At 36.7% G+C, this 24742-nt stretch carries 25 protein-coding genes and 1 other RNA gene; 17 read left to right on the top strand and 9 right to left on the bottom strand.

The annotated features are described in order from the left end of the window. Positions 1-29: 29 nt before the first annotated feature. The 4 genes from AQF98_RS10735 to AQF98_RS10750 all read left to right on the top strand — a co-directional run bounded on the left by AQF98_RS10735 (position 30) and on the right by AQF98_RS10750 (position 1851). On the top strand, positions 30-413 hold the full coding sequence (locus AQF98_RS10735; protein WP_055131930.1) for an SRPBCC domain-containing protein: 384 nt from the start codon (positions 30-32) through the stop codon (positions 411-413). 18 nt (positions 414-431) lie between these two features. Continuing rightward, positions 432-770: a DUF1801 domain-containing protein gene (locus AQF98_RS10740; protein ID WP_235524213.1), complete on the top strand. Its 339-nt coding sequence runs from the start codon at positions 432-434 to the stop codon at positions 768-770. Positions 771-791: 21 nt separating this feature from the next. After that, positions 792-1577 (top strand): hypothetical protein, encoded by a 786-nt coding sequence (locus AQF98_RS10745; protein ID WP_055131932.1) that lies wholly within the window; start codon positions 792-794, stop codon positions 1575-1577. Between the two features lie 61 nt (positions 1578-1638). After that, a complete protein-coding gene (locus AQF98_RS10750; protein WP_055131933.1) occupies positions 1639-1851 on the top strand; it encodes a hypothetical protein in 213 nt (70 codons plus the stop codon). Positions 1852-1957: 106 nt separating this feature from the next. On the opposite strand, the gene lysA is transcribed toward AQF98_RS10750, so the two are convergent. Continuing rightward, entirely contained in the window at positions 1958-3133 is a 1176-nt protein-coding gene (gene lysA, locus AQF98_RS10755; protein ID WP_055131934.1) for a diaminopimelate decarboxylase, read from the bottom strand. 178 nt (positions 3134-3311) lie between these two features. Further along, positions 3312-4625: an aspartate kinase gene (locus AQF98_RS10760; protein WP_055131935.1), complete on the bottom strand. Its 1314-nt coding sequence runs from the start codon at positions 4623-4625 to the stop codon at positions 3312-3314. 175 nt (positions 4626-4800) lie between these two features. Here AQF98_RS10760 and AQF98_RS10765 point away from each other — a divergent pair, with 175 nt between their 5' ends. Further along, positions 4801-6534, top strand: coding sequence for a phospho-sugar mutase (locus AQF98_RS10765; RefSeq protein WP_055131936.1), 1734 nt, complete (start codon positions 4801-4803; stop codon positions 6532-6534). Between the two features lie 105 nt (positions 6535-6639). Further along, a complete protein-coding gene (budA, locus tag AQF98_RS10770) occupies positions 6640-7440 on the top strand; it encodes an acetolactate decarboxylase (RefSeq protein ID WP_055131937.1) in 801 nt (266 codons plus the stop codon). A gap of 111 nt (positions 7441-7551) precedes the next feature. Here the strand turns inward: budA and AQF98_RS10775 are convergent, their stop codons facing one another. Next, positions 7552-9543, bottom strand: coding sequence for a glycoside hydrolase family 2 protein (locus tag AQF98_RS10775; RefSeq protein ID WP_055131938.1), 1992 nt, complete (start codon positions 9541-9543; stop codon positions 7552-7554). Between the two features lie 129 nt (positions 9544-9672). On the opposite strand from AQF98_RS10775, the gene AQF98_RS10780 reads away from it, so the two are divergent. The 11 genes from AQF98_RS10780 to AQF98_RS10825 all read left to right on the top strand — a co-directional run bounded on the left by AQF98_RS10780 (position 9673) and on the right by AQF98_RS10825 (position 17789). Then, positions 9673-10050, top strand: coding sequence for a hypothetical protein (locus AQF98_RS10780; RefSeq protein WP_152969694.1), 378 nt, complete (start codon positions 9673-9675; stop codon positions 10048-10050). 251 nt (positions 10051-10301) lie between these two features. After that, positions 10302-11150, top strand: a complete 849-nt coding sequence (locus AQF98_RS10785) for an MbnP family protein (protein ID WP_055131940.1) — start codon at positions 10302-10304, stop codon at positions 11148-11150. 5 nt (positions 11151-11155) lie between these two features. Continuing rightward, positions 11156-12202, top strand: coding sequence for a cytochrome-c peroxidase (locus tag AQF98_RS10790; protein ID WP_055131941.1), 1047 nt, complete (start codon positions 11156-11158; stop codon positions 12200-12202). 8 nt (positions 12203-12210) lie between these two features. Further along, positions 12211-13134 carry a transporter gene (locus tag AQF98_RS10795; protein ID WP_055131942.1) on the top strand — a complete coding sequence of 308 codons (924 nt, stop codon included), beginning with the start codon at positions 12211-12213 and terminating at the stop codon, positions 13132-13134. Between the two features lie 10 nt (positions 13135-13144). Then, a complete protein-coding gene (locus AQF98_RS10800) occupies positions 13145-13576 on the top strand; it encodes a hypothetical protein (RefSeq protein ID WP_055131943.1) in 432 nt (143 codons plus the stop codon). Then, positions 13576-14208: an SCO family protein gene (locus AQF98_RS10805; RefSeq protein ID WP_055131944.1), complete on the top strand. Its 633-nt coding sequence runs from the start codon at positions 13576-13578 to the stop codon at positions 14206-14208. Before AQF98_RS10800 ends, AQF98_RS10805 begins: the two co-directional genes overlap by 1 nt. 2 nt (positions 14209-14210) lie before the next feature. Then, entirely contained in the window at positions 14211-14480 is a 270-nt protein-coding gene (locus tag AQF98_RS10810) for a YHS domain-containing protein (RefSeq protein ID WP_055131945.1), read from the top strand. Positions 14481-14608: 128 nt separating this feature from the next. Then, entirely contained in the window at positions 14609-15253 is a 645-nt protein-coding gene (locus tag AQF98_RS10815) for an SCO family protein (protein ID WP_055131946.1), read from the top strand. Between the two features lie 2 nt (positions 15254-15255). Next, positions 15256-15678, top strand: coding sequence for a cytochrome c (locus tag AQF98_RS10820; protein WP_055131947.1), 423 nt, complete (start codon positions 15256-15258; stop codon positions 15676-15678). 156 nt (positions 15679-15834) lie between these two features. Continuing rightward, an RNA gene (gene rnpB, locus AQF98_RS11570) (RNase P RNA component class A) lies at positions 15835-16196 on the top strand. Between the two features lie 192 nt (positions 16197-16388). Next, positions 16389-17789 carry a sigma-54 dependent transcriptional regulator gene (locus AQF98_RS10825; RefSeq protein ID WP_055131948.1) on the top strand — a complete coding sequence of 467 codons (1401 nt, stop codon included), beginning with the start codon at positions 16389-16391 and terminating at the stop codon, positions 17787-17789. Between the two features lie 45 nt (positions 17790-17834). Here the strand turns inward: AQF98_RS10825 and AQF98_RS10830 are convergent, their stop codons facing one another. From AQF98_RS10830 to gatB, 6 genes are all read right to left on the bottom strand, one after another. After that, positions 17835-19625, bottom strand: a complete 1791-nt coding sequence (locus tag AQF98_RS10830) for a chloride channel protein (RefSeq protein ID WP_055131949.1) — start codon at positions 19623-19625, stop codon at positions 17835-17837. A gap of 43 nt (positions 19626-19668) precedes the next feature. Further along, on the bottom strand, positions 19669-20391 hold the full coding sequence (locus AQF98_RS10835; protein ID WP_055131950.1) for an RluA family pseudouridine synthase: 723 nt from the start codon (positions 20389-20391) through the stop codon (positions 19669-19671). An 81-nt stretch (positions 20392-20472) separates the two neighbouring features. After that, positions 20473-21093: a hypothetical protein gene (locus AQF98_RS10840; protein WP_055131951.1), complete on the bottom strand. Its 621-nt coding sequence runs from the start codon at positions 21091-21093 to the stop codon at positions 20473-20475. 106 nt (positions 21094-21199) lie between these two features. Further along, positions 21200-21889: a response regulator transcription factor gene (locus tag AQF98_RS10845; protein WP_055131952.1), complete on the bottom strand. Its 690-nt coding sequence runs from the start codon at positions 21887-21889 to the stop codon at positions 21200-21202. Between the two features lie 106 nt (positions 21890-21995). After that, a complete protein-coding gene (locus AQF98_RS10850; protein ID WP_055131953.1) occupies positions 21996-23102 on the bottom strand; it encodes a TlpA disulfide reductase family protein in 1107 nt (368 codons plus the stop codon). Between the two features lie 60 nt (positions 23103-23162). Continuing rightward, complete coding sequence (gatB, locus tag AQF98_RS10855; RefSeq protein ID WP_055131954.1) at positions 23163-24626, bottom strand: Asp-tRNA(Asn)/Glu-tRNA(Gln) amidotransferase subunit GatB; 1464 nt, start codon at positions 24624-24626, stop codon at positions 23163-23165. Positions 24627-24742: the final 116 nt, after the last annotated feature.

Here is a 24742-nt window from a genome sequence, read left to right on the forward strand (position 1 = left end):
CTCATTAATCCTAAAATCTTAAAATCCTGATGAAGAACTATAAAAAATATTTACCACTTCCGGCACCTCCTGATGAGGTTTACCTAGGTTTAACCAAAGCACAAAGCATCCAATTATGGACGGGTGCAGAAGCAGAGTTTACTGAAGAGGTGGGCACAGAATTTTCTTTTTGGGATGGCGATATTGTAGGGAAGAATATTGAATTGGTACCGGGTAAAAAAATTGTACAACAATGGTATTTTGGCGATGAGGGCGAACCGTCTATCGTGACCATTAAATTGCACGAAGATAAAAAAGGAACCTCTTTAGAGTTTGTTCAAACCAATATCCCTGATGAAGATTACGATGATTTTACTGCAGGCATTGAAGAATATTTTCTTGGTGGACTAGCCGATTTTTTTGAAGAAGAATAAGCAATCATGTTAAGCGACTTGGACAGATTCTACCTCGAAAAAGAAGAACCGCTAAGAGCTTGCTTATTAGCATTGAGAGATATTATCGTCGACCATAACGAACACATTACCAAAGAATGGAAGTACAAACTTCCATTCTTTTATTATAAGAGCAAAATGCTCTGTTATTTATGGATACATAAAAAATACAAAAAACCATATATTGGTTTTGCCAATGGGTATTTAATTGATGATCCAGACTTACTGGTTGAGAAGCGTTCTCGAATGAAAATATTGTTGATAGATGAAAACGAAGACCTGCCTATTGAAAAAATTAATGCCATTTTAAAACTGGCCCTTAACACTTACAAGAAATAGTTTAAAATTTTCAATTCCAACATGAATAAATCGCTCTTTTTCTTATTTGGTATCGCTATCGTCTTTTCTATCAGCTCTTGTAGTTCACCATCTTATTTTATACCTGCTGCTACCGGAAATGATGTATCCTATTTGCCCAAACCAATGGGCTCAGATAGCATTAAAACAAGAAACTATGTAAGTGCAAGCTTAGCTAGTTTGGCATTACCCTACGCAACTGGAGATATCAATATGGGCTTTGTGAATTTTAGTCGTGCCCACACCACAAAGCACCTCAATATTGCTTACGGGGTTTTCGGTTTTGCCGGAGAAACCAATTACGAAAGTGGATATCACAAAAAAACAACTATACCCGAATTTGATGGAAAAGGCCTTATTGGTGGTGGGTTAAGAACCTCTATTGGTTATTATGACTATGCCGGACCAGTAGAATTTAGGATATTGAGCTGGGAAAATGCACTTAGTTTTGAAAGTGGAGCTTATGCGGATTTCAGAAAAAGGATGAATACCTTAAATGACCCTAATATCATTAGCTCAACAAAAACGACCCTATATACTACTGGGGGTGCTACAGAAATCATTTTCCACTCCAAAAGAAACCTTGATAACCATTTTGCTTTTAGGTTTTTCTATGGTTTTACTCCTGGACTGAACCAATCTATAAAAACAAATTTCGACTACCAAAAAAGACGGGGAACATATTTAGACTTTACGTTTTACTTCAAATTGAATAAGTTTTATGGAATTTTAAGTTCTGGAGGTAACAGGGGTTTCTCTAATAAATTAAGCTTAGGTTATTCATTTTAACCATAAAGAAAACTTTCGACGGTTATAAATGTTCTGTAATAAATCATTTAAATACAAGAACATGGGTAAATCAATAGGTATAATGTTAATTGTACTAGGTATAGTACTGTTAGTTTGGACTGGTTTTACTTATACCAAAAAAGAAAAAGTAATCGATGCTGGTCCTATTCAGGTTTCTGCCGATAAAGAAAAATCTGTAAACTGGCCACCTTATGCAGGTGGTATTGTGTTAATTGCTGGAATAATTGTATTTCTTGGCACTAAAAAGAAATAACCTTAATTGGCAGTAAACATTTTAATAAAAAAAGCTCGAGAAATATTTCTCGAGCTTTTTTTATTCTTTTATTTGTAAATCTTTGCTATACTGAGCAAACAATCCATTAAATATCTTCACTAGAAACTACCTGAACAGTCTCTCTAAGGTTGTAATGCGATGCCATTACTTCACCATACGCACCTGTACTTCTAATGGCAATCAAATCGTTTCTAAAAGTTTCTGGCAATTGTACTTCTTTACCAAAACAGTCAGTACTTTCGCAAATTGGCCCTACCACGTCATACTTAACAGGGTTGGAAGTTTGTGAACTGTCAACCGACAACGGCTTACTGATATTCTCTATTTGATGATAAGCTTGGTACAATGCAGGGCGCATCAATTCTGTCATGCCCGCATCTAAAATGATAAAGTTCTTTTTCTTACCGTTTTTAACATAAAGCACCCTGCTAATTAAGGAGGCACTTTGACCTACCAATGCCCTACCCAACTCAAAATGAACTTCCTGGTAAGGTTTCACTTCCAAGAAATCTGCAAAGATTTTAAAATAGGTTTCAAAGTCTGGAATTTGCTGATCAGGCTTATGGTAATCGATACCTAAACCACCACCTACATTCAGTACGGTAACTTTAAAGCCATGATCTTCAAACCATGTTGCAAATTCATTTACACGGATGCAAAGGTTTTTATATACCTCCATATTGGTAATTTGAGAACCAATGTGAAAATGGACTCCAATAAATTCAAGATTTGCAGAAATATTTAAAACATCAGCACAAGCAGGCATGTCCCATGAATTTACACCAAACTTATTTTCGTCTAAACCAGTAGTAATATTGGCATGGGTATGTGCATCAACATTTGGGTTGATCCGAATGGCTACCTTTGCAATTTTCTGTTTCTTTTCTGCCAATTCGTTAATAACCGAAAGTTCTTGAACAGATTCTACATTGAAACAAAAGATATCATTATCTAGGGCATCGTTAATTTCTTTATCAGATTTACCAACCCCGGCAAAAACTACTTTATTTTTAGCAAAACCAATTTCGATCGCTTTTTTAACCTCATTACCACTTACACAATCGGCACCAAAACCTATTTTTTCGATTTCTTTTAATACAATTGGATTAAAATTCGCCTTCATGGCATAATGCACATGAAATTTATAGGCGCTAGCGGCTTTATGACAGGCCTCTAACGTACTTTTCAGCAGATTTAGGTCGTAATAATAAAATGGGGTTTCTAATTTAGAAAAATGTGCTCTATCTTTATCGGAAAACATATCTTGAAATTTCTATTTATTATCTTCTTGGTCGTTATGACCGTTATTTATATCGGCAACTATATTGATTACAAAAATCAGCGCATTAGCCGCATGGAATTTGAAAGAAGAATTCGCCTCTCTCTGCTCCTCTTTTTAATTATTATCTTTCTCTATTTCTACCTTAGAAAGCGATAAGCTATTCAAATATCCTATCGTGCAAACTTCTTAAAGCTTCTACTTTATTAGGTGTACCTACCAATAGCGAAATGTTATAAGCACTACCACCATAAGAGATCATCCTTACCGGAATATGTTTGATCGAATCTAAAACTTTAGCAGCATAACCATGTTTTTCTGCCCCAAAATCGCCAACCACACAAATAATGGTTTGGTCTTTATCGATCTCTACACTACCGAACGAATTTAATTCTTTAATAATTTCTTCAAGGTTATCTGTAAAATCAATGGTTAATGATACCGCAACTTCCGAAGTGGTAATCATATCAATTGGTGTTTTATATCTTTCAAAAATCTCGAAAATTCTTCTTAAAAAACCATAAGCCAATAACATTCGGCTCGATTGGATTTTAATGGCTGTAATACCATCTTTAGCTGCAATAGATTTGATCTTTCCTTTTTCACTTTCGGTACTAATTACAGTTCCTAAAGCTTTGGGTTCCATTGTGTTTAACAAACGTACTGGGATTTGATATTTCTGAGCAGGGAAAACTGATTGTGGATGCAAAATCTTCGCTCCAAAATAAGCCAACTCTGCTGCTTCATCAAATGACAGGTGAGAAATCGGTTTGGTACCTTTTACAATCCTAGGATCGTTATTGTGCATGCCATCAATATCTGTCCAGATCTGTACCTCTTCGGCCATAATCGCTGCACCTAATAGAGAAGCGGTATAATCGCTCCCCCCACGACGCAAGTTATCTACTTCGCCAAAACTGTTTCTGCAAATGAAACCTTGAGTAATGAACAGCTTATTTTCGCTATGTTGAGCCAATATAGGCATCAAATGTTCGGTTGTAAATAAGATATCTGGTTCATTATCCTCATCAATCTTCATAAAATCTAAAGCAGGCAACAAAACAGATGCAACCCCAATTGATTTGAGATAAATGTGATATAAAGTAGTAGAAAGCAGTTCGCCTTGCGCCAAAACCACCTTTTCTTCTATATGCGTAAACATATCGTTTGTTAACGAAGTCAAGAAGTTGAAATGATAATCCACCACTTCTTGTCCTTGCTCCCTAAAATCGCCCTCTGGCAAAAGTTCGATTACAAATTCATTGTATTTTTGATGTAAAACATTAATTAATTTGGTACCCTCCTGCTTATCTTCCTTCAGTAACTTGGCTGAAATTTCTACTAAACTATTTGTAGTACCAGACACGGCCGATAATACAACAATTTGCTCTTCGGTTGGATCAATAATATCCAACAATTTTTTCATGCGCTCTGGGCTACCTACAGATGTACCACCAAATTTTAATATTTTCATTTTTAATTTATAGAATTGGTATTTTTCTTATTATTGTAACGGGGCGTGAAATTAACGAAAAGACGGCTAATTTTCGCTTTAATGGCAAAATAAAATTCTGATATCGTTCTCGAAAAATGATTTGAACAATTTTAATTCTGTTTTGCCCGATAGCTCAACTTCAACCTAATCGCATATGCAACTAGAACAATCAACCTTAGCAACTATAAATCAATGGCTTAACGGTAATTACGACCAAGAGACAAAAACAAGTATCCAAGCGCTATTAGATTCTGAGGCTTATACAGAATTGACAGATTCATTTTACAGAAGTTTAGAATTTGGCACTGGTGGTTTGCGTGGAATTATGGGAGCAGGCTCCAATCGCATTAACAAATATACCATTGGAACAGCTACACAAGGCTTGGCCAATTACCTAAATAAGAAGTATCCAGGAGAGAAAATCAGTGTAGCCATTGCTCACGATAGCAGAAACAATTCTGATTATTTTGCTCAAATTACAGCAAACGTATTCTCGGCAAATGGTATTCATGTCTATTTCTTTTCGGCCTTAAGACCAACTCCTGAGCTTTCTTTTGCCATTCGCCATTTAGGCTGTAAAAGTGGGGTAATGTTAACTGCCTCACATAACCCTAAAGAATACAATGGTTATAAGGCCTATGGCAATGATGGTGGACAGTTTACCACACCAGACGACAAAATGGTAATGGATGAGGTTGCCGCGATTGCCAGCATAGATGAGGTTAAATTTAACCGTGTTGAAAGCAATATCGAACTAATTGGTGAAGAAATAGACCAATTGTACTTAGACCAGATTACTGCGCTTTCAGTGTCGCCTGATGCCATTAAACGTGAGCACGATCTTAAAATAGTGTACTCACCTATCCACGGTACAGGAATTACGCTGGTACCAAAGGCTTTAACACAATTTGGCTTTACCAACGTAACCATTGTAGATGAACAAAGTAAACCTGATGGTAATTTTCCAACAGTTGTCTATCCAAATCCTGAAGAAAAAGAAGCTTTAACACTGGCCTTAAAAAAGGCAGCAGAAATTGATGCAGATCTGGTGCTGGCTACAGACCCTGATGCTGACCGTGTAGGTATTGCTGTTAAAAATAATGATGGAGAGTTTGTACTCTTAAATGGCAATCAAACAGGTAGTTTATTGATCAATTATATTTTAACTGCCTGGGAAGAAAAAGGAAAACTGACAGGCAATGAATATGTAGTTTCTACCATTGTAACCACCAGTTTGATCAAAGCGATTTGTGACGCTAAAAATGTGGAGTATTTTAACACCTTAACGGGCTTTAAATGGATTGGACAGGTGATGACCAGCCTCCAAGGTAAAAAGACTTTTATTGTTGGTGGCGAAGAAAGCTATGGTTATTTAGTAGGCGATTTAGTGAGAGACAAAGATGCCGTAATTTCTTGTGCATTTATTGCCGAAATGACTGCGTTTTATAAAGATAAAGGCAGCAGTTTATACCAAGCCATGATCGACATGTACGTAACCTACGGTTTATATAAAGAAGACCTGGTTTCGATTACCAAAAAAGGTAAAACCGGAGCGGAAGAAATCAAGGCAATGATGGAGAAATTCAGAAACAATCCACCTGCAAAATTGGGAGGCTCTGAAGTGGTTACCTTAAAAGATTACGAGCTTAATAAAGAGACCGATATCAAGGGTAATTCGAGTAAAGAACTAGGTTTCCCTAAATCTGATGTACTGCAATTCTTTACTGCAGATGGCAGCATTATTTCTGCCCGTCCAAGTGGTACTGAGCCTAAAATCAAGTTTTATTGCAGTGTAAATGCACCATTGGCAAGCGCTGCTGATTTTAAAGAAACAGAACAAAAACTGGCGGAAAAAATTAAAACCATAATGGAAGATTTGCAGGCTTAATTAACTGGCAACTTGAACTTAGTAAAGCATATTTTTAAAAGGGGTTGGTGTAAGTACCAACCTTTTTTATTTACTTTTAAAGTCTAGATCAACCCAAACGCTCTCATGTATAGAATTAAAACCTGTTTGATGCTGCTCTTAGCTTTCGTGCTATCGAATGCAAAAGCGCAGACCAAGCCAAATCCAAAACTTAACAATTTATATACCGCAGGCCATGCCAGTGCATTTATTGGCGGCTTATACAATGCCTTCTATCCTTATAGCCAACTTAAATTGCATGGCGATTTTGGTTTAGGTGCACCAGATCTACTGGATGGAGAATTGTTAATTTTAAATGGCAAAATTTACCAAACACAAGCCAGTGGTAAAACCTTCGAAATTAAGGACAATACCCTTACTCCTTTTGCTGTAGTCAATTTCTTTAAGGCAGATCAGACTCTAAAAACGACTAACAGCTTAACAAAAGAAAAGTTATATGCCTTTCTCGACAGCATTTTACCCAATCAAAATGCCATTTATGCCATTCATATTAAGGGAACATTTAAAGAAATCAAAACCAGGGCTTTCCCTCCAGTAAAAGAAAAACCTTATTTACCACTGGCAGAAATGCTTCCATTACAACAGTTTTTTTCTTTTAAAAATATAAAAGGAGATTTGGTAGGTTATCGAATTCCTGCACATATGGAAGGTGCAAACATTAGTGGCTATCATTTCCATTTTCTATCTGCAGACAAAAAAAGCGGTGGCCATATCATCGAGCTCTTAACCGATGCTGTGACTATAGAAATAGACCTGCTCAATAGTTTTACTGTAGCCTTACCACAAACCAAAGAGTTTGCCGCTTTCGATCTTAAAAAAGACAGAAGAGAAGAAGTTAAACGGGTAGAAAATGGGAAAAAGAATTAGCCTTAACAATTGAATTAAGGTGGATTTAAAATCCACAATTATATTGGTCGAGAAAACATTTCTCGACCAACTCTAAACGTTAGTCGGGATTTGTAATCCCGACTAACATAGTTATTTCCCAATCACGTCCCAAAGTGATTTCAGTTTTACTGTAACAGCTTTCGCTTTCATATCTTTCTGATCAAAAGTGATGACCTTTTCTTTCCCAGCTTCTAAATCAAAGTAATTGTCGCTTAATTTGCCTGTATAACCAACTATATCTACATATACATATTTAGCAAAGGCTGCTGATTTGAATATCATTTTATTGCCTTTAATTTGATAGGTAAGTTGAGGATTGCTCAATTTTAAATCCCTAGGTTTAACTACATCTCTTTCCAATCGTATATCATCCCGATAGGCTTCTTTAACCGCATACCATGCCGCTTTTGGTGCCCTATCGTAATAATCTGTAATGCTCCAACTGGCCACCGGCCAACAGTCGTTCAATTGCCAAAGCAAGGTGCCCATGTTATAAGGTTCTTTACTGCGGTGAATCAGGATCATGTTCTTAAACCCATAATATTGTACACATTGTGTGAGGTAAGTATAATCCGATATAGATAGCTTCTTTATTTTCTCCTCGTCCATCATATAACTTTTCAGGTATCCATCCAATTTCTGATAGCCATTCCCTGCTTTCTGGTGGTTTTTCATTACATCAGAAGACAAATATCGATCTTGCGGTTGTGTAAACCTTAAAATGCTCGAATAGTTGGGCATCGCCTGCATTCCATATTCGCTTACAAAACGGCCTGTTTTATTTTCAAATGCCTCAAAATCTTCTCCACCCCACCAAACACCCCAATAATGACTATCACCTTCGGTAAAGCTATTTTTTACGCCCCAGCCATACCTTGGCGAAGTACTGACATAAGGTCTGCTATTGTCTACTTCATTCAACCATTTCGGAATGCTGTCTCTAAATAATCTGGTATAATCGTTCCAAAGTTTGGCCGAATCTTTTGGTTTGATCCTAAATTGATTCTGCCATCCCCAACGGTTAAAAGCTTCATCAATTTCATTGTTACCACACCAAACTACAATACTTTTATGGTGTTTTAAGCGCTTCACTTGGTATTTCACTTCTTCTTTCACATTTGCAAAAAAGGCCTGATCGCCAGGCACCATGGTTCCAGCAAACATAAAATCTTGCCAAACATGGATACCTAATGAGTCGCACAAATCGTAAAAATCATCACTTTCATAAATACCACCACCCCAAACTCTCAACATGTTCATATTGGCTTCTTTGGCCATCATTAACATTTTTCGGTAATCGTTTTTGGTCATTCTGCTCACAAAAGCATCAGAAGGAATATAATTGGCCCCTTTCATATATGTGGGTTTGCCATTGATATTGAAGTAAAAAGAGCTCCCCTTTTCATCTGGTTTTTGAACCAATTCTACTTTTATTGGCGGCACAAAAGCTTTTTCTCTTGGTTTTTGGTTATAGGCTTCTAACCTCAATTCTTTCCAAATACCACAACCTGTCAATTTTGGTCCCCAATCCCAACCAAAATGAAACTGTGCTTTGCGCACATAAGCACGTGGATTATCAGGAATAATATAAGGCGCGTCTGCTTTGGCCAACGAGTCGACCACATTTTGTGCAGCGTGAAACCTGATCCATAGTTTATTGTCTTTTTCTTTCAATAAAGCTTTTACATTCAGTTTCCATTGGCGAAACATGTTGTTTGCTTTTAAAATCAGTTTACCATTCAAATACACATCTGCATAGGTATCCAGTCCATCAAATACCAATTCGATATTTGCTTTTTGATACACATTTGGTAAAACAGAGAAGGTAGTTTTATAATCCCAATTTTCTCTTTCTATCCATTGCAATTTCTTTTCATTGTCACGGTAAAAAGGATCAGGAATCAATTTATTGGCCAACAAATCTACATGCACTTCTCCGGGAACTTTTGCAGGATACCATTTGGCTTCATCTTGTTCTTGAAAAACCCAGTTTGAAGTGAGTTTCTGAGCAACCAATTGTGCATCTGCTTTAAAAGTTAGAAAAAGTGTTAACCCAAAGGTTAAAAGTAGCTTATTGAACATTATTTAATTGATTTGATTGGTAAAGATATCAATAGCCAAGTTTTCTATCGGTTATTGGTTAAATAATTTTGGAAATTAATATACAATTTTTGCTGTAAATCTGATCTAAAAATGTTTAGTTTTGCCCCGATGACAATCTGCAGAAGACTTATTGCCCTATTTTTACTTTTTGGTATACTTACCAATTGTTTGAATTATTGGGTCCTGTCTTCTTCTTATGCATTTAACAAAGCCTATATTTCATCTGTACTCTGTTCTAACAAAGACAAACCCGAACTGCACTGTGAGGGTAAATGTTTTATGGACATCAAGTTGAAAGAATTGGAGCAAAAGAACAAGCAGGACCAAGAAAATTTAAAAAGGATGATAGAAACAGTAGCGCCAGTTACTGTTAGTCTATTGATCCCAGTTTACGAAATCAGTTTGACCCCAGTTGCTGCCCACTACCTACAGCAAAAACCGATCAAAACTGCTATCGGAATCTTCCATCCGCCAAAACAGGCCTAAACATTTTACTTTGAACTAGAATGCGCTTTACAACAAAAGTGCTTGGCATTGGTATGCCTTTAGTTTAAAATCCAATTCATTTATTAAGCTTATAATGTTACTAACAAATCTAGTGTTAATGACCTTATAACCTATTTTTTCATTGCCTTGCAATAAGTATAGCTACCGATTTGATTAACATATCGGGTCTACTTCTTTGTGTTTCGGTAATGGAAGAAGAACCCTATTATTTATAATTTTTATTCATTCACATGAAAACACATATCAAAAATTTAAAATCAATTTTCTTATTAACCATCATTACCATTATAGCTACTGCCTGTTCTAAAAATAGCGATCCTACACCCGATTTTGACGAAACAAACCTCGCCCCATTTTCTATAGAGTTTGACAATATTATGGGCGACAGAACATTAAGCTTAAATAATACCGCTACCCCTTATACCAATGCTGCCGGAGAACAGTTTTCTGTTTCGCAATTGCAATATTTCATTAGCAATATTAAACTTACTACGGCTACAGGAAAAACATATACTGTAAAACAAGATGAAAGCTATTTCCTGATCAAGTCTAGTGACAAAACCACCCGTTTTGCTAAAGTAAATGTTCCAGAAAGCGATTATACCAAACTTACCTTTACCATTGGGGTAGATAGCTTACGCAGTACGATGGATATTGCGCAACGAAAAGGTGTACTTGATCCTGCTGGGGGCATGACCGATGGCATGTACTGGGGCTGGAACTCGGGTTACATTTTCTTCAAGTTTGAAGGAAATTCAAATGTGATCTCAGATGATGTAAATGGCGATCCTACTGGCAAAAAGGCATTCAGATACCATATTGGGGGCTTTGGCGGTTACAGTTCACCTACCATCAATAACATCAAAACCGTTACCATCGACCTCAATAAAGCTGGTATAGCGAAAGTAAGAAAGGATAGACAAAGTAATGTTCATCTTTTTGTTGATGTGATGAAGTTTTTTAACGGCAGCAATAACTTCAGTATCGCCGCACATCCAACCGTTATGTTTAGTCAATATAGTACCACTATTGCAAAAAACCTGACAGAGATGTTCAAACATGACCATACCGAAAATTAGGATCGATGAAAAGAAATCATTGGATAGCAGCATTCATTTGCTGCTTATTTATTCTTGCATGCAAAAAATCGGAGCAGATTTCTGATCAGATTGGCTCATTTTTGGGCTTTCAAAAACCTGTCAATTTCCCTGAACCAGTTTATAATTTTGCCAACAACAAGATTACAAAAGAAGGTTTTGAATTGGGAAGAAGTCTGTTTTATGAAGGTAGATTGTCTAGAGACAATTCCATCACTTGCGGTTCTTGCCATATCCAATCTTCTGCTTTTACACAACACGGCCACGATGTAAGCCATGGCATTGACGATCGTTTAGGCATCCGAAACTCTCCCCCTATCATGAATTTAGCCTGGAATAAAGCTTTTATGTGGGGAGGTGGTGTTTATGATCTTGATTTGCAGCCCATAGCCCCAATTACGGCTCATGAAGAAATGGACGAAAATCTAGAAAATGTAATGAGCAAACTTCGGGTAATGCCTAAATACACTACGCTATTTAAAAATGCATTTGGCACCTCAGAAATCAATACCGCAAGAATGATGAAAGCCTTGTCGCAATTTATGTTAATGTGTATCAGCAGTAATTCAAAGTACGATAAAGTGATGCGAAAAGAAAATAACACCTCTTTTAGTACAGAAGAACAGGAAGGTTATACACTTTTTAAACAGAAATGTGCTACTTGCCATACTGAACCTTTATTTACGGATGGATCTTTTAGAAACAACGGATTGGCACCTAGTCCAGTAAATGACTTAGGCTTATACACCGCTACATTGAATGATGCAGATCGCTATAAATTTAAGGTTCCATCGTTAAGAAACCTGCGTTATACCGCACCTTACATGCACGATGGCCGACATTTTTCGCTAAATGCCGTACTGGGACACTACAATTCGCAGGTGCAACAATTGCCCAATCTCGATCCAATATTAATGCAGAATGGCAATTTGGGAATTGCTTTATCCACTACAGATAAAACCAAGATCCTCGCATTTTTGAATACGTTGAATGATGAAACTTTTATTAACAACAGCAGTTTAGCTGAACAATAATTACAGTGATGAAAATAAAAATCATGCTCAGTTTATCCCTCCTTTTAATCTCATTTGCAGCTAAAGCTTGCGATATCTGCGGTTGTGGTGTAGGCAGCTATTATGTAGGAATCTTACCAGAATACAACAAAAGGTTTTTGGGCCTACGCTATCAATACAAAACCTTACAAACCCATTTAGGGCCATTTGGCGAGCGTACTCCATTAACCACCAACGAAACCTATCAAAGTGCAGAACTTTGGGGCGGATGGAACATTGGCAACAAATTTAGGGTATTGGCCATATTGCCTTATAACTTTAATGAGCGCAAAAGTCAAGAGGCCAGTGGCAATAAAAATGGCCTTGGTGATATTGCCTTAATGGGCTATTACAAATTGCTCAACCACGAAGGCATGTTGGGTAGTAAACTGCTCATCCAATCGTTATGGTTTGGCGCTGGTATCAAAGTACCTACAGGAAAGTACGAGCAACAAGAAAGATTAGCTGTTCAAGAATCTCCGAACAACTTTCAATTGGGTACAGCCAGTGTCGATTTTACCATCAATGCAACCTACGATATCCGTTACCAAGACTTCGGGATCAATGCCAATGTAAACTATAAGCTCAATACCGAAAACAAGTATGCCTATAGGTATGGGAATAAGTTTTCGTCTAATTTATTGGCCTATTACAAATTCCGTATTGCCCATTCATTTACTGTTGCACCCAATGCAGGTTTATTATATGAAACTGCACAAAAGGATGTTGAAAACAAAAAATATGAGGTTGCTGTATCAGGCGGGCACTCTTTATCGGCGGTAATGGGTGCTGAGTTTGCATTGACAGGATTTTCTTTTGGTGCTAATTATCAAAACGTAAGGTCGCAAAATTTGGCAGGCGGTAGAGCTTATGCCGGTAACAGATTAATGGTTCATGTATCCATCCCATTTTAAACAAAAAAATATGAAAAATATAATTCAAGTATTAGTGTTGCTTGGCATGATGATGTCTTGCACACCAAAAGAAAACAATGAAAATGTACGTGCAGAACTAATGAAGTTCCACGATCAATTGATGATGGACAATGAGGCCATCATTGGCAATCAGATGAAACTAGATACTTTACTGAAAGATCTCAAAGGATTAAAAGTCAAATATCCAGCCATAGATACTGTAAAAGAGAAAGCCAACATCAACGAAATGTTGAAGAGATTAACTCAAGTAGAAGACAAAATGAACGATTGGATGCACAACTTCAATGCAGATTTTAAAGACCCTTCTCCAGAAGCTACCCTCCAATATTTTAAGGCAGAACGAGAAAAAATTGCAGCTATTGCCAATGCCTATCAGCAAGAAATCAATTCATCAAATGCTTATTTAAATCAAAAGAAATAATGAAAAACTTACTTAAATACCTTCCCATCCTCTTCATTTTTGGTATTGGATGCAAAGATGAGCCTAAACGCTTGCCTTTTTTACAAATGGAAACCACTCAAAAAACAGTAGATGGAAAAGTGGTAGAAGACACCATTTTTAGAACAATCCCTACATTTAAATTTCTTAACCAGGATAGTGTAGAAGTGACCGATAAAGATTTTAACAACAGTATTTATGTAGCTGATTTCTTTTTCACCACCTGCCCAACCATTTGCCCTACCATGCATCGGAACCTGTTTAAAGTTTATCAAAAATTTGAGCACAACCCTACAGTTAAGTTTGCCTCGCACACCATTGATGTGAAATATGATAAACCATCGGTAATGAAGGCCTACGCTAAAAAATTAGGCATTAAAGGCAACAATTGGCAGTTTTTATGGGGTACCCGCGACCAAATTTATGCTATTGCCGAACGAAATTACCTGGTAGCAGTTACCGAAGACAATAAGGCACCTGGGGGTTTTGTACATCAAGGCTACCTCATTTTGGTCGACAAACAAAAACGTATCCGTGGCGCTTACGATGGTACAGTTGATGCCGATGTACAAAAATTAATGACAGATATAGACATCCTTTTAAAAGAATACTAAACATGAAAACAATTATCATTGTAGCCATACTGGCATTTGGAATGAAACTTTCAACCTTTACCATTAATGAAAGCCTACAAAGTCAGCAAAAAACAACAGACACGGTAAAAAAAGAACTAGTAGACCCTGTTTGTAAAATGAAGATCAAGGCTAAATCTTCTATGAACGAAACTTACCTATATGAGAAAGTAAACTATACCTTTTGCTCTGCCAGCTGCAAAAGCAAGTTTGTAGCTCAACCCACTAAGTACATCAAAAAACCTAAATCGTAATATTTAGGTACAATAGCTGTCACTCCAGTTGGCCAATTGGCTGGCTGGAGTTTATTAATTGCGCTGTCACAAAGTATAGAATTTAAGGTGGCTTGCTAATTTTATATTACCTTTACAATTTGAAAATTATGAAAAGAATTATTCTCCCAGTCTTAACTTTATTAGTTGGTATTGTTAGTGCTTGTAATAACAACAAAACCCTTCCCATTTATGGCAATCGCGAAGCTAAAATAGTAACTGCAGCAGATGGAAGCCAAAAAGTAGATACCATTTATCAAACTATTCCTGCATTTAAATTATTAAACCAGGATAGCACCTCTATTACTCAAGATAATTTTAAGGGTAAAGTATATGTTGCCGATTTCTTTTTCACCTCATGTACTACGATCTGTCCAACTATGCACAGAAATTTAAAAACGGTATACGATCAATATAAAGACAATCCAGAAGTCATGTTTTTATCGCACACCATTGATTTTAAATACGATAAACCATCTGTTTTGAAAAAATATGCTCAAAAATTAGGTGTTGATGGTGCCAAATGGCAATTTGTTTACGGCAGCAAAGACGAAGTTTATCATTTAGCAGAACATGATTATCTGGTGGCCGTTCAAGAAGATAGTACAGCCAGAGATGGTTATATCCACCAAGGTTGGTTGGTTTTAATAGACAAAGAGAAAAGAATGCGTGGGGCTTATGATGGCACCAAAACAGATCAAGTAGAACAACTTAAAAAGGATATCGCTACTTTATTGGCCGAAGAAAAGAAATAAACATGCGAAAGATTATCTTATTTGCACTTTTTTCGATCACCGTTTGTTGCATCATTTATTCTTGCCAAAGTGCTGGAGAAATAGAGCAGGCCAAATACCTCACTAGTGGCAAAGACATTTATATTAAAAACTGTCAGAATTGTCACGGAGCTAATGGAGAAGGTTTAGGAGAACTCGCTCCACCACTTACTGATACTATATTTTTAAAAGCTAATAAATCCCAATTGGCATGTATCATTAAAAATGGTTCTAGCAAAGGAGTTACCATTCATGGCAAAAAGTATGAAGGTAAAATGCCTGCATTTGAAAAAATGGCCGACATTGACGTTGCTCAGGTTATTGTTTACATCACTAATTCTTTTGGCAACAAACAAGGCATGTACAAATACGAACAGGTTCCTTTTGATCTGGAAAAGTGTAAATAGTCTTTAGTTAGAAAGTCAATAGTCAATAGTTCATGGCTTACATTCCAACCCATTCCCTATTTCCTATTTCCTATTTCCTATTCACTCCAACTTCAGACTATTCCCTATTTCCTATTCACCCCAAACTTATAGACTAAAAACCTTATCTTTGTAAAAAATGCAAGCCATTCTATCGCCGTTCTGCGCAATCAGAAAGGAGGAAAGTCCGGGCAACATAGAGCATCTCGCTTCCTAACGGGAAGGAATTTGGGATTGAAGACCTGAATGACGGAAAGTGCCACAGAAAATATACCGTCTCGATTAATCGAGGTAAGGGTGAAAACGTGAGGTAAGAGCTCACGAACTCGCTAAGTGATTAGTGTTTTGGTAAACCCCGGGAGTTGAAAGACCAAATAGGCTAACGCATGTAGGGCTGCTCGCTCGATGTTAGTGGGTAGGTCGTTAGAGATAAATGGCAACGTTTATACTAGATTAATGATAGAAGAGAACAGAACCCGGCTTATAGGCTTGCATTTTTTTATTTTACAGCCGCTTACACTCCTAGTAAAAGCCTGTCTCAACATCAACGATATTGATTATTAATATTGATGTTTTTAAATCAGCTAAAACCTTTTAGGAGTTTTCTGGTTTATAGCGTAACAAATTGTATAAAAAACTATACATTAAACAAAAAATAATATATTAGTACTACTATAAATCAAACATAAGCTATGGCTAAACTGCTAATAATAGATGACGAGCGAGCGATAAGAAGCACTTTACGTGAAATTTTGGAGTATGAGAGCTACGAAGTTGATGATATCGATAATGGTATAGATGGACTAGATCTCATCAAAAAGAACAATTACGACTTGGTACTGTGTGATATCAAGATGAATAAGATGGATGGCATGGAAGTGTTAGAAAATGCACTGATCTTAAAACCAGACCTTCCATTTATTATGATTTCTGGACATGGAACCGTAGAAACAGCCATCGAAGCCAGTAAAAAAGGAGCATTCGATTTCGTATCTAAACCACCAGATCTCAATAGGTTATTAATTACAGTTCGCAACGCCCTAGACCGTGGAACCCTTGTTACCGAAACCAAGGTATTAAAAAGACGTGTAAGTAAAACCCGTCATATTTTAGGCGAATCTGATAGCATTGCAAAAATTAAAGAAACCATAGAACGTGTAGCCCCTACCGAAGCCCGTGTATTGATTACTGGTGCCAACGGAAGTGGTAAAGAATTAGTAGCTCGTTGGATCCATGAAAAATCGAACAGAGCAGAAAGTGCCTTAATTGAGGTAAACTGTGCGGCTATCCCGTCAGAATTAATTGAAAGTGAACTTTTTGGGCACGAGAAAGGTTCATTTACTTCGGCTGTTAAACAACGGATCGGAAAATTTGAACTGGCCAACGGTGGTACTTTATTCTTAGATGAAATTGGCGACATGAGCCTTTCTGCACAAGCAAAGGTATTGCGTGCCTTACAAGAACATAAAATTACACGTGTAGGTGGCGAAAAAGAATTGGATGTAAATGTGCGTGTAATTGCCGCAACTAACAAAGATCTTCTTAAAGAGATTGAAGATGGCAACTTTAGAATGGACTTGTACCACCGTTTAAATGTCATCAACATCCATGTACCTCACCTTACCGAACGTACAGACGATATTCCAGTAATTGCACAAAGCTTTTTAGAAGAAATTTGTGGCGATTATGGCATGCCCGCTAAAAAAATCAGCGACAGCGCAATGGAGGCTTTAAAAACCTTACCATGGACAGGAAATGTACGTGAATTGCACAATATGATTGAGCGATTGATCATATTGAGTGATAAAACCATCACCGAAAATGATGTGATTGCTTTTGCCAACCCAACTGGTGGAACTAACATTGGCGCAGCAAACGGACATTCGGTATCAACTGCACAGCATGGAACGGCATTGAACTATGAAAAGTTCTCCAATTTTCAAGATTATAAAGATCATGCAGAGAAAGAATTTATCAAGTATAAATTAGAAAAGAACAATTGGAACGTTTCCAAAACTGCCGATGATATTGAAATCCAACGCAGTCACCTTTACAGTAAAATTGAAAAATTCGGACTGAAAAGAGCAGAATAATAGCATTGTTGTAGGTGATGAAAAAACATCACCTACAACATTTTTCTAATTCATATAATCTGCCTGTCTACTCAACATTGCCCTATATTTATTAAAAATAGCTGTTTTAGAAACAAAGCCAATATACCTCTCGGCCTCATCTACTACTGGCAAAATCCATACATTTTCGGTCTCCATCAACGCTAAAACCTCTTTAAGCTCTGCATTTACATGAATTACTGCTGGCGCCATTTCCATCAGCTCTTCAACTGTATGTTGCATCTCCGAACTCGAATTGAAAGATTTCTTTAACAATTCTTCTACATACAAGAGGCCTTTAAATTGTTGCCCATCTCCTACCACAGGAAAAATATTCCTTTTCGATTGTAGAATTTCTGGCATCTTATTAAGAATCAACTCATTTTCGTGGAGTATGAGATAATCTTTTTCAATGAGATACCTCAATTTCATCATGTTCAATACGGTTGTATCTTTATCCTCATGATGAGACAGTTGTCCCTTATCTGCCAATGGTTTGGTATAAATGGAGTATTTATTTACACTTCTATTGATCAGGTAGGCAATAGCTGTGGTAATCATTAAAGGCACCATGAGTACATAACCTCCGGTAATTTCGGCAATTAAGAAAATACCCGTTAATGGCGCATGCATAATAGACCCCAAAGAGGCCGCCATACCAGCCACAATAAAATTTGCCACATTAACCTGGGCAAAACCTAAAGTATTGATGCTAAATGCTACAATAAAACCCATTAAGCCGCCCACAATTAAGCTTGGCGCAAAAATACCACCATTACCACCAGCACCTAGTGTAACCAAAGTGGCCACAGATTTAGCAAAAATGGTAAACAATGTAAATAAGATAATTAGCCCTGGAACACTGCTGTAAGATGAAAAAATACTGTTCCTAATTACAGCTGTAGGGTCGCCTTTTAATAAGTTCTTAATGGTAATGTATCCCTCACCGTATAGGGTTGGAAACAAAAACACCAAAGCACCAAGCATTAAACCACCTAAGATTACTTTTTTGTAAGGATGGTTGATGCGGTAAAAAAATTGTTTGATGGCATAATTGGCCTTCCCAAAAAAGACAGAAAATAAACCAACCAAGCACGCCAAAACCACATAATAGAGAATTGATGAGGTTTTCCAGCCCTCTGTTACCAAATAGAACAACTGCTCATTGTAAAAAAACCGGGCTACCACGGCAGCAGTTGCAGATGAGAGCAATAAAGGAATAAAAGCGGGAATGGTAAATTCTGGTAATAAAATTTCGATAGCAAACACAATACCTGCAATGGGGCTATTAAATGCTCCTGCAATACCTGCTGCTGCCCCACAAGCCAACAAAAGTGTAGTTTCTCTGTACGATAGGCCTAAAAAACGACCAACTGAAGAGCCAATAGAAGAACCACTGGTTACAATTGGCGCTTCTAAACCTGTAGAACCACCAAAACCTACGGTTAATGCCGCTGTAATAATCTGCGAATAGATGTTATGTGGTTCTACCTTGCTCGATTTTTTGGAAATGGTATACAATAAAGGGGTTAAACCTGTTTCAAACTTGCCCTTCCGAATAAACCTTCGCACATACATTACCGAAAGTAGAATACCAACCAATGGAAACAGCAGGTACAAATAGTATTTATATTGCCAATGAAGATCAGTCTGTAAAAATTCTTCGATATGGTGGGTTAATGTTTTGAGTAAAGCAGCCGCTAAACCTGCCAAAACACCAACAATAAGCGCTGCAATGACTAGAAAATTCCGGTTAGAGATTTTGGTTTTTCTATATAGATTTAGTTTATCAATGTAATTTACTAATCTGATATACATTCATCATTTGATTTAGTGCAAAGAAAATTGAAAGCGTTTTTCTTTAGGCATCAAATTTATCCAACAGCTTTAACAGCGTGGTAAAATCTTTTGGATAAGGTGCTTCAATATGGATATCTTGTTCGTCTAAGCCTTTAAAAGTAATTTCTTTAGCATGTAGGGCAAAGCGTTTCATAATGGGTTGCTCTTCTTCGTCTTTCGATAAACGGTAACCTTTTTTAATGGCCGACAAATACACGGGTTTACCTTTATACATATGATCGCCACAAATAGCTGCACGTTGGGTAGCCAAGTGGATACGGATCTGGTGCATTCTGCCTGTTACTGGCTTACACTCTACCAAAGTATAATGTTTGTAGTATTTTAAGGAATTGAAATAGGTTTCGGCACGTTTTCCCTCTGCCCGATCAATGGTTACATTTTTATTGCCATCGTTCAAGATCGGAAGATCAACAAAAAGATTGTCGAATTGATATTGACCATCTACCACAGCATGATAAATCTTCTTTACCTTTCTGCGTTCAAACTGCATAGAAAGGTGTCGATAAGCTTCAGGGTTTTTGGCAATCACAATTGCTCCAGAAGTTTCCTTATCCAAGCGGTGGCAAACCTGTGCATCAGCTGAATACTGTTTGGCCAAACGTAAGATATTTACCTCGCCTGCAGCACCACGCTCATCTAATGAAGCAATAAATGGAGGTTTGTTTACCACGATGTAATCATCGCTTTCGAATAGGATAAGGTCTTTAAAGTTTGGGTATTTCACGCTGTGTTCTTAAAATAAAGTACAAAAGTACAAATATTTAAGGGGATTGAGGGGAAATATAGCTCGGAAAGTAGGTGTAGGTTAATAATGAACCTTTTTGTATAAGCGGGCAGTATCTATTGCTTTAATTTTTATGAGCTCTTCAATATTTTTATCTTCTATATTCTGTCCATTAATTGGAACAAAAAAGGTTAAATATTCATAAGTATGTAGATCTTCTTTTGTTGTTGCCAAGGCTCCCTTACTGTATTCTTTGATTTGTTTTGTGATATCATTACTCCCTTTGATAATTTTTGGATAAAAACCTTTAATAAAGGTTTTCCTTTCAATATAACCAACACCATATTTATTAATCATAAAATCATTCTCATTAGATACAAATAGTCTAACCTCTCCAACATAGCTTTCTGGAACAATAATACTTTTGTTTGGCCTATATTCACTTATATAAAAGATAGAGCTGAAGACAATTACAAATATAGCGGCATGAGTTAGTATATACCATTTTGATTTCGTTATTTTCTTTGTTAGATAGCCTAACATAACAGAAACACACATCATGCTGGGAGTAAACAATAATACCAAGAACCAAGAAGGAAGTATCATTGTTCGTGTCTGCAACATTTGTCTAATACCAACAACCAATGAAAGGATACCTAAGCCTATAATTATAAACTGTAGTTTGGATTTTAGATTTAGCATTTATAAGGTTTAGAAGAATGGTTCCAAAAAGAAATTTATTCGACAAGATAGCACAAAAAAAAGTCCCGACAAATGTCGAGACTTTTTTAATATTTTAAAATTGGAATTAACTCAGTTCAAACTTGTAACCTACCCCTTTTACAGTGGCTACATAGTTTTCGCCTAATTTTTCACGTAGTTTTCTGATGTGAACATCGATGGTACGGTTGGTGACTACTACTGAATCTTCCCAAATATTTTTCAAGATCGATTCTCTGGTATATACCTTTCCTGGTTTAGAAGCCAATAAATACAATAGTTCAAATTCTTTTTTGGCCAAAACTACTTTCTCTCCATTTTGGAAAACCAAATAAGCTTCTCTATCAATTACCAAATCGCCTATTTCAACCTTGTTATCCGAAACCTCTTCACCACTCGAGTTTCTACGCAGAATGGCATTGATCCTACTCACTAATGCTCTTGGTTTAATTGGTTTAGCGATATAATCATCGGCACCCACATTAAATCCAGCAATTTCAGAGTACTCTTCACTCCTAGCCGTTAAAAACACCATAAACGTATTTTTAAACTCAGGAATTGCCCTCATTAAACGACAGGCTTCTATCCCATCCATTTTAGGCATCATAATGTCTAAAATAATTAAATCTGGATGTACTTTTTTCGCAACCGAAATGCCATCCTGACCGTTATTTGCTAAAAATACCTGATAACCTTCTTTTTTAAGGTTATACTCAATCAGCTCTAAAATATCTGGCTCGTCATCAACAATTAATATTTTTTGCTTGGCTGTGCTCATTGCTTTGTTTTATTTATTACGAAAGTAAGTATACAATTGCAATATTGAGTTAAAATCAGGTTAACAAATTGTTAAACCGCTTAATTATTTTAACATTAAATATGTTTTAAGGTAAGGTTTTATTTAAAAAAGCATCCAAAGCCTCGCCTCTTAAATCTTTAGCAATGATCTTTCCGTTAGGATCAACCAAGAAAGAACTAGGAATAGCCTGCACTTGATAAAGCCTTACTGTAGCTCCTTCAAAATCAGCCAATTCACCAGCCTGAGCCCAGTTTAAGCCATCTTGTTTGATGGCCTGTTGCCAAGCATTTTTATCTTTATCTAAAGAAATTCCTAGTATGGTAAAGTTCCTATTTTTAAAGGTATTGTAGGCTTTAACCACATTTGGGTTCTCTTTTCTACATGGTCCACACCACGAAGCCCAAAAATCAATCAATACATATTTACCTTTAAAATCTGTTAATTTTATCGCTTTACCATCTATAGAATTAATCGTAAAATCTGGTGCTGGCTGTCCAACTTGTACTGCTTTTAATTTATTAATTCCTTCTATAAATGTTTTAACTGCAGTATTTTTCTTTAAGTTTTCGTCTACTTTTTCTGCATAGGCAATCATTGCATTTTCATTGCCTGAAGGATTAACCATGCTGATGGCGTAAAAACTCACTAAAGATTTGGTATTCTCTTGTGCAAATTTAATTACAGCTTTGTTCAGATCCTCAATCGCTTTCATATAGGTTGGCGAAAGTTGGGCAACCAATTGTTCGCGTTGCTCTGGATTTGCAGCAACTTTTTGATCAAAATCTGCCTTTACCTTTTCGATAGCTGAAGAATATTTAAACTTCAAGGCATTAAATTCAGTTAATTTATCAGCATCTTCTGCACCACTGATTTTATAATCGTGGTTTTTATTATTTAAATCGGCTGTTAACTTCACTTCATCACCATTTTTGGCAATGATCAGGTATTCGTTCAAACCTACATTGATCCGATAGAAATCTGCTTCTGGTGCTACTTTAGTAAACTTAAACTCTCCTTTTTCTGATAATACCGTAGAATCCAATACTTGCATGCTACTACTCGCCATACCATATAGGTATACTTTCTTTTCAGTGCCTGGGTTCTCAAATTTACCTTCAACGGTAAACTTTGATTTGTCTTTACAAGCTGCAAAGATTGCAACCATACATAGTAGATAACCTAATTTTCTCATGTAATCTGTATTTATTTGTTTTTAATGGTCTGGGTATCCTGTTACCACAGGCAAAACCATCTATTTTAATTTCTCTATTAATAAATCACTTATTTTTTTTGCATCTGCTTTTCCTTTGGCCAATTTCATCACTTCGCCTACAAACAAACCTAAAACGCCTTTTTTGCCAGATCTGTATGCTTGTACCTGTGCTTGGTATTTCGCCAATACCTCTTCAATAAATCCATCTAATGCTTCATTGTCCTCCACAATCAGCAAATTCAGTTGTAATGCCAATGCTTCTACTTCTACATCAACATACGTTAATAAAGCTGGTAACAGTTTTTGTAAAGCAATGGCCTGGCTTATTTTTTTATCGTCAACCAAGTTAATTACAGCACCTAATTGGGCAGGCTTAACCTGATAAACAGCAATGGAGCTGTTTTGTTCATTTAATAAAGCCCTAATCGGTCCGAGCAACCAATTAACTAAACTTTTTGGGTTCTTGATGTTTGTTTTGGCCGCTGTAAAATAAACATACAGATCTGTATCTTCTGCCAAAAGATTAGCCTCCGCATTGGTAATGCCCAATTCGGCAACCAGTTGTTTAGCCAGTTCTTTGGGTAGTGCAGGCATGGCCGATCTGATTGCGGCCAACCATTCGTCGCTAATGGCAATTGGTTGTAAATCTGGATCTGGGAAATAACGATAGTCATTTGCTTCTTCTTTGGTACGCATGGGCGAAGTAGTGCCTTTATCTGCATCGAAATTTAGTGTACTTTGAATGATCTTTCCACCTTCATTTATGACTTCAACCTGACGGTTAAATTCAAATTCCATGGCTCTTCGTACATTGCGAATGGAGTTCAGATTTTTAACCTCACAACGTGTTCCAAATGCTGTGGTTCCCTTTTCGCGAATAGAGATATTGGCATCACAACGCAATGAACCTTCTTCCATATTGCCATCGCTCACATTTAAATGACGTACCAATTGTCTAATTTCTGTTAACAATGCCGATGCTTCTTCTGCATTGCGGATATCTGGTTCTGTTACAATTTCAATCAATGGAACTCCAGCCCTATTTAAATCTACATAAGAATATTTTGGATCTTGATCGTGTAAGCTTTTACCGGCGTCTTCTTCTAAATGGATTCTATTGATTCCAATCCTTTTTTCTTCGCCATTGGCCAAGGTAACATTGAGGTAACCATTTTTGCAGATAGGACTATTGTCTTGTGTAATCTGATAACCTTTTGGCAGGTCAGCATAAAAATAGTTTTTACGATCGAAAAAATTATGCTGATTGATTTCGCAGTTTAAGGCCAAACCAATTCTGATGGCCTTTGCCACTACTTCTTTATTGAGTTTGGGCAAAGCACCGGGCAAAGCCAATGATACTGCAGAAATGTGTTCATTTGGTCCTGCACCAAAAGCTGCACTATCTGAAGAAAATATTTTTGACTGTGTATTTAACTGTACATGTATTTCTAAACCAGAAACCAGTTCGAATGTAACATTTTCAGTTGCAGTTTTTGTACTCATTAATGGGTAATATCTGTTAAAAGGGTCATTTAAGACTAGCCAAAGATAAAGAATTATGTATCAAATCTATTGCACTAAGGGTAACAATATGCTTGTGGCACAGAATTGGATTTAAT

Origin of the sequence: Pedobacter sp. Hv1 (assembly GCF_001412215.1) — a bacterium.
In the GTDB taxonomy this organism is placed as follows: Bacteria; Bacteroidota; Bacteroidia; order Sphingobacteriales; family Sphingobacteriaceae; genus Pedobacter.

Excerpts from the sequence above, each read along its gene's own strand:
- AQF98_RS10825 (WP_055131948.1), top strand. The coding sequence starts at position 16,389 with ATGGCTAAACTGCTAATAATAGATGACGAGCGAGCGATAAGAAGCACT.
- AQF98_RS10830 (WP_055131949.1), bottom strand. The coding sequence starts at position 19,625 with ATGTATATCAGATTAGTAAATTACATTGATAAACTAAATCTATATAGA.
- AQF98_RS10735 (WP_055131930.1), top strand. The coding sequence starts at position 30 with ATGAAGAACTATAAAAAATATTTACCACTTCCGGCACCTCCTGATGAG.
- AQF98_RS10760 (WP_055131935.1), bottom strand. The coding sequence starts at position 4,625 with ATGAAAATATTAAAATTTGGTGGTACATCTGTAGGTAGCCCAGAGCGC.
- AQF98_RS10790 (WP_055131941.1), top strand. The coding sequence starts at position 11,156 with ATGAAAAGAAATCATTGGATAGCAGCATTCATTTGCTGCTTATTTATT.
- AQF98_RS10850 (WP_055131953.1), bottom strand. The coding sequence starts at position 23,102 with ATGAGAAAATTAGGTTATCTACTATGTATGGTTGCAATCTTTGCAGCT.
- lysA (WP_055131934.1), bottom strand. The coding sequence starts at position 3,133 with ATGTTTTCCGATAAAGATAGAGCACATTTTTCTAAATTAGAAACCCCA.
- AQF98_RS10775 (WP_055131938.1), bottom strand. The coding sequence starts at position 9,543 with ATGTTCAATAAGCTACTTTTAACCTTTGGGTTAACACTTTTTCTAACT.
- gatB (WP_055131954.1), bottom strand. The coding sequence starts at position 24,626 with ATGAGTACAAAAACTGCAACTGAAAATGTTACATTCGAACTGGTTTCT.
- AQF98_RS10780 (WP_152969694.1), top strand. The coding sequence starts at position 9,673 with ATGACAATCTGCAGAAGACTTATTGCCCTATTTTTACTTTTTGGTATA.
- AQF98_RS10815 (WP_055131946.1), top strand. The coding sequence starts at position 14,609 with ATGAAAAGAATTATTCTCCCAGTCTTAACTTTATTAGTTGGTATTGTT.
- AQF98_RS10805 (WP_055131944.1), top strand. The coding sequence starts at position 13,576 with ATGAAAAACTTACTTAAATACCTTCCCATCCTCTTCATTTTTGGTATT.
- AQF98_RS10745 (WP_055131932.1), top strand. The coding sequence starts at position 792 with ATGAATAAATCGCTCTTTTTCTTATTTGGTATCGCTATCGTCTTTTCT.
- budA (WP_055131937.1), top strand. The coding sequence starts at position 6,640 with ATGTATAGAATTAAAACCTGTTTGATGCTGCTCTTAGCTTTCGTGCTA.
- AQF98_RS10810 (WP_055131945.1), top strand. The coding sequence starts at position 14,211 with ATGAAAACAATTATCATTGTAGCCATACTGGCATTTGGAATGAAACTT.
- AQF98_RS10800 (WP_055131943.1), top strand. The coding sequence starts at position 13,145 with ATGAAAAATATAATTCAAGTATTAGTGTTGCTTGGCATGATGATGTCT.
- AQF98_RS10785 (WP_055131940.1), top strand. The coding sequence starts at position 10,302 with ATGAAAACACATATCAAAAATTTAAAATCAATTTTCTTATTAACCATC.
- AQF98_RS10820 (WP_055131947.1), top strand. The coding sequence starts at position 15,256 with ATGCGAAAGATTATCTTATTTGCACTTTTTTCGATCACCGTTTGTTGC.
- AQF98_RS10765 (WP_055131936.1), top strand. The coding sequence starts at position 4,801 with ATGCAACTAGAACAATCAACCTTAGCAACTATAAATCAATGGCTTAAC.
- AQF98_RS10795 (WP_055131942.1), top strand. The coding sequence starts at position 12,211 with ATGAAAATAAAAATCATGCTCAGTTTATCCCTCCTTTTAATCTCATTT.
- AQF98_RS10845 (WP_055131952.1), bottom strand. The coding sequence starts at position 21,889 with ATGAGCACAGCCAAGCAAAAAATATTAATTGTTGATGACGAGCCAGAT.
- AQF98_RS10840 (WP_055131951.1), bottom strand. The coding sequence starts at position 21,093 with ATGCTAAATCTAAAATCCAAACTACAGTTTATAATTATAGGCTTAGGT.
- AQF98_RS10750 (WP_055131933.1), top strand. The coding sequence starts at position 1,639 with ATGGGTAAATCAATAGGTATAATGTTAATTGTACTAGGTATAGTACTG.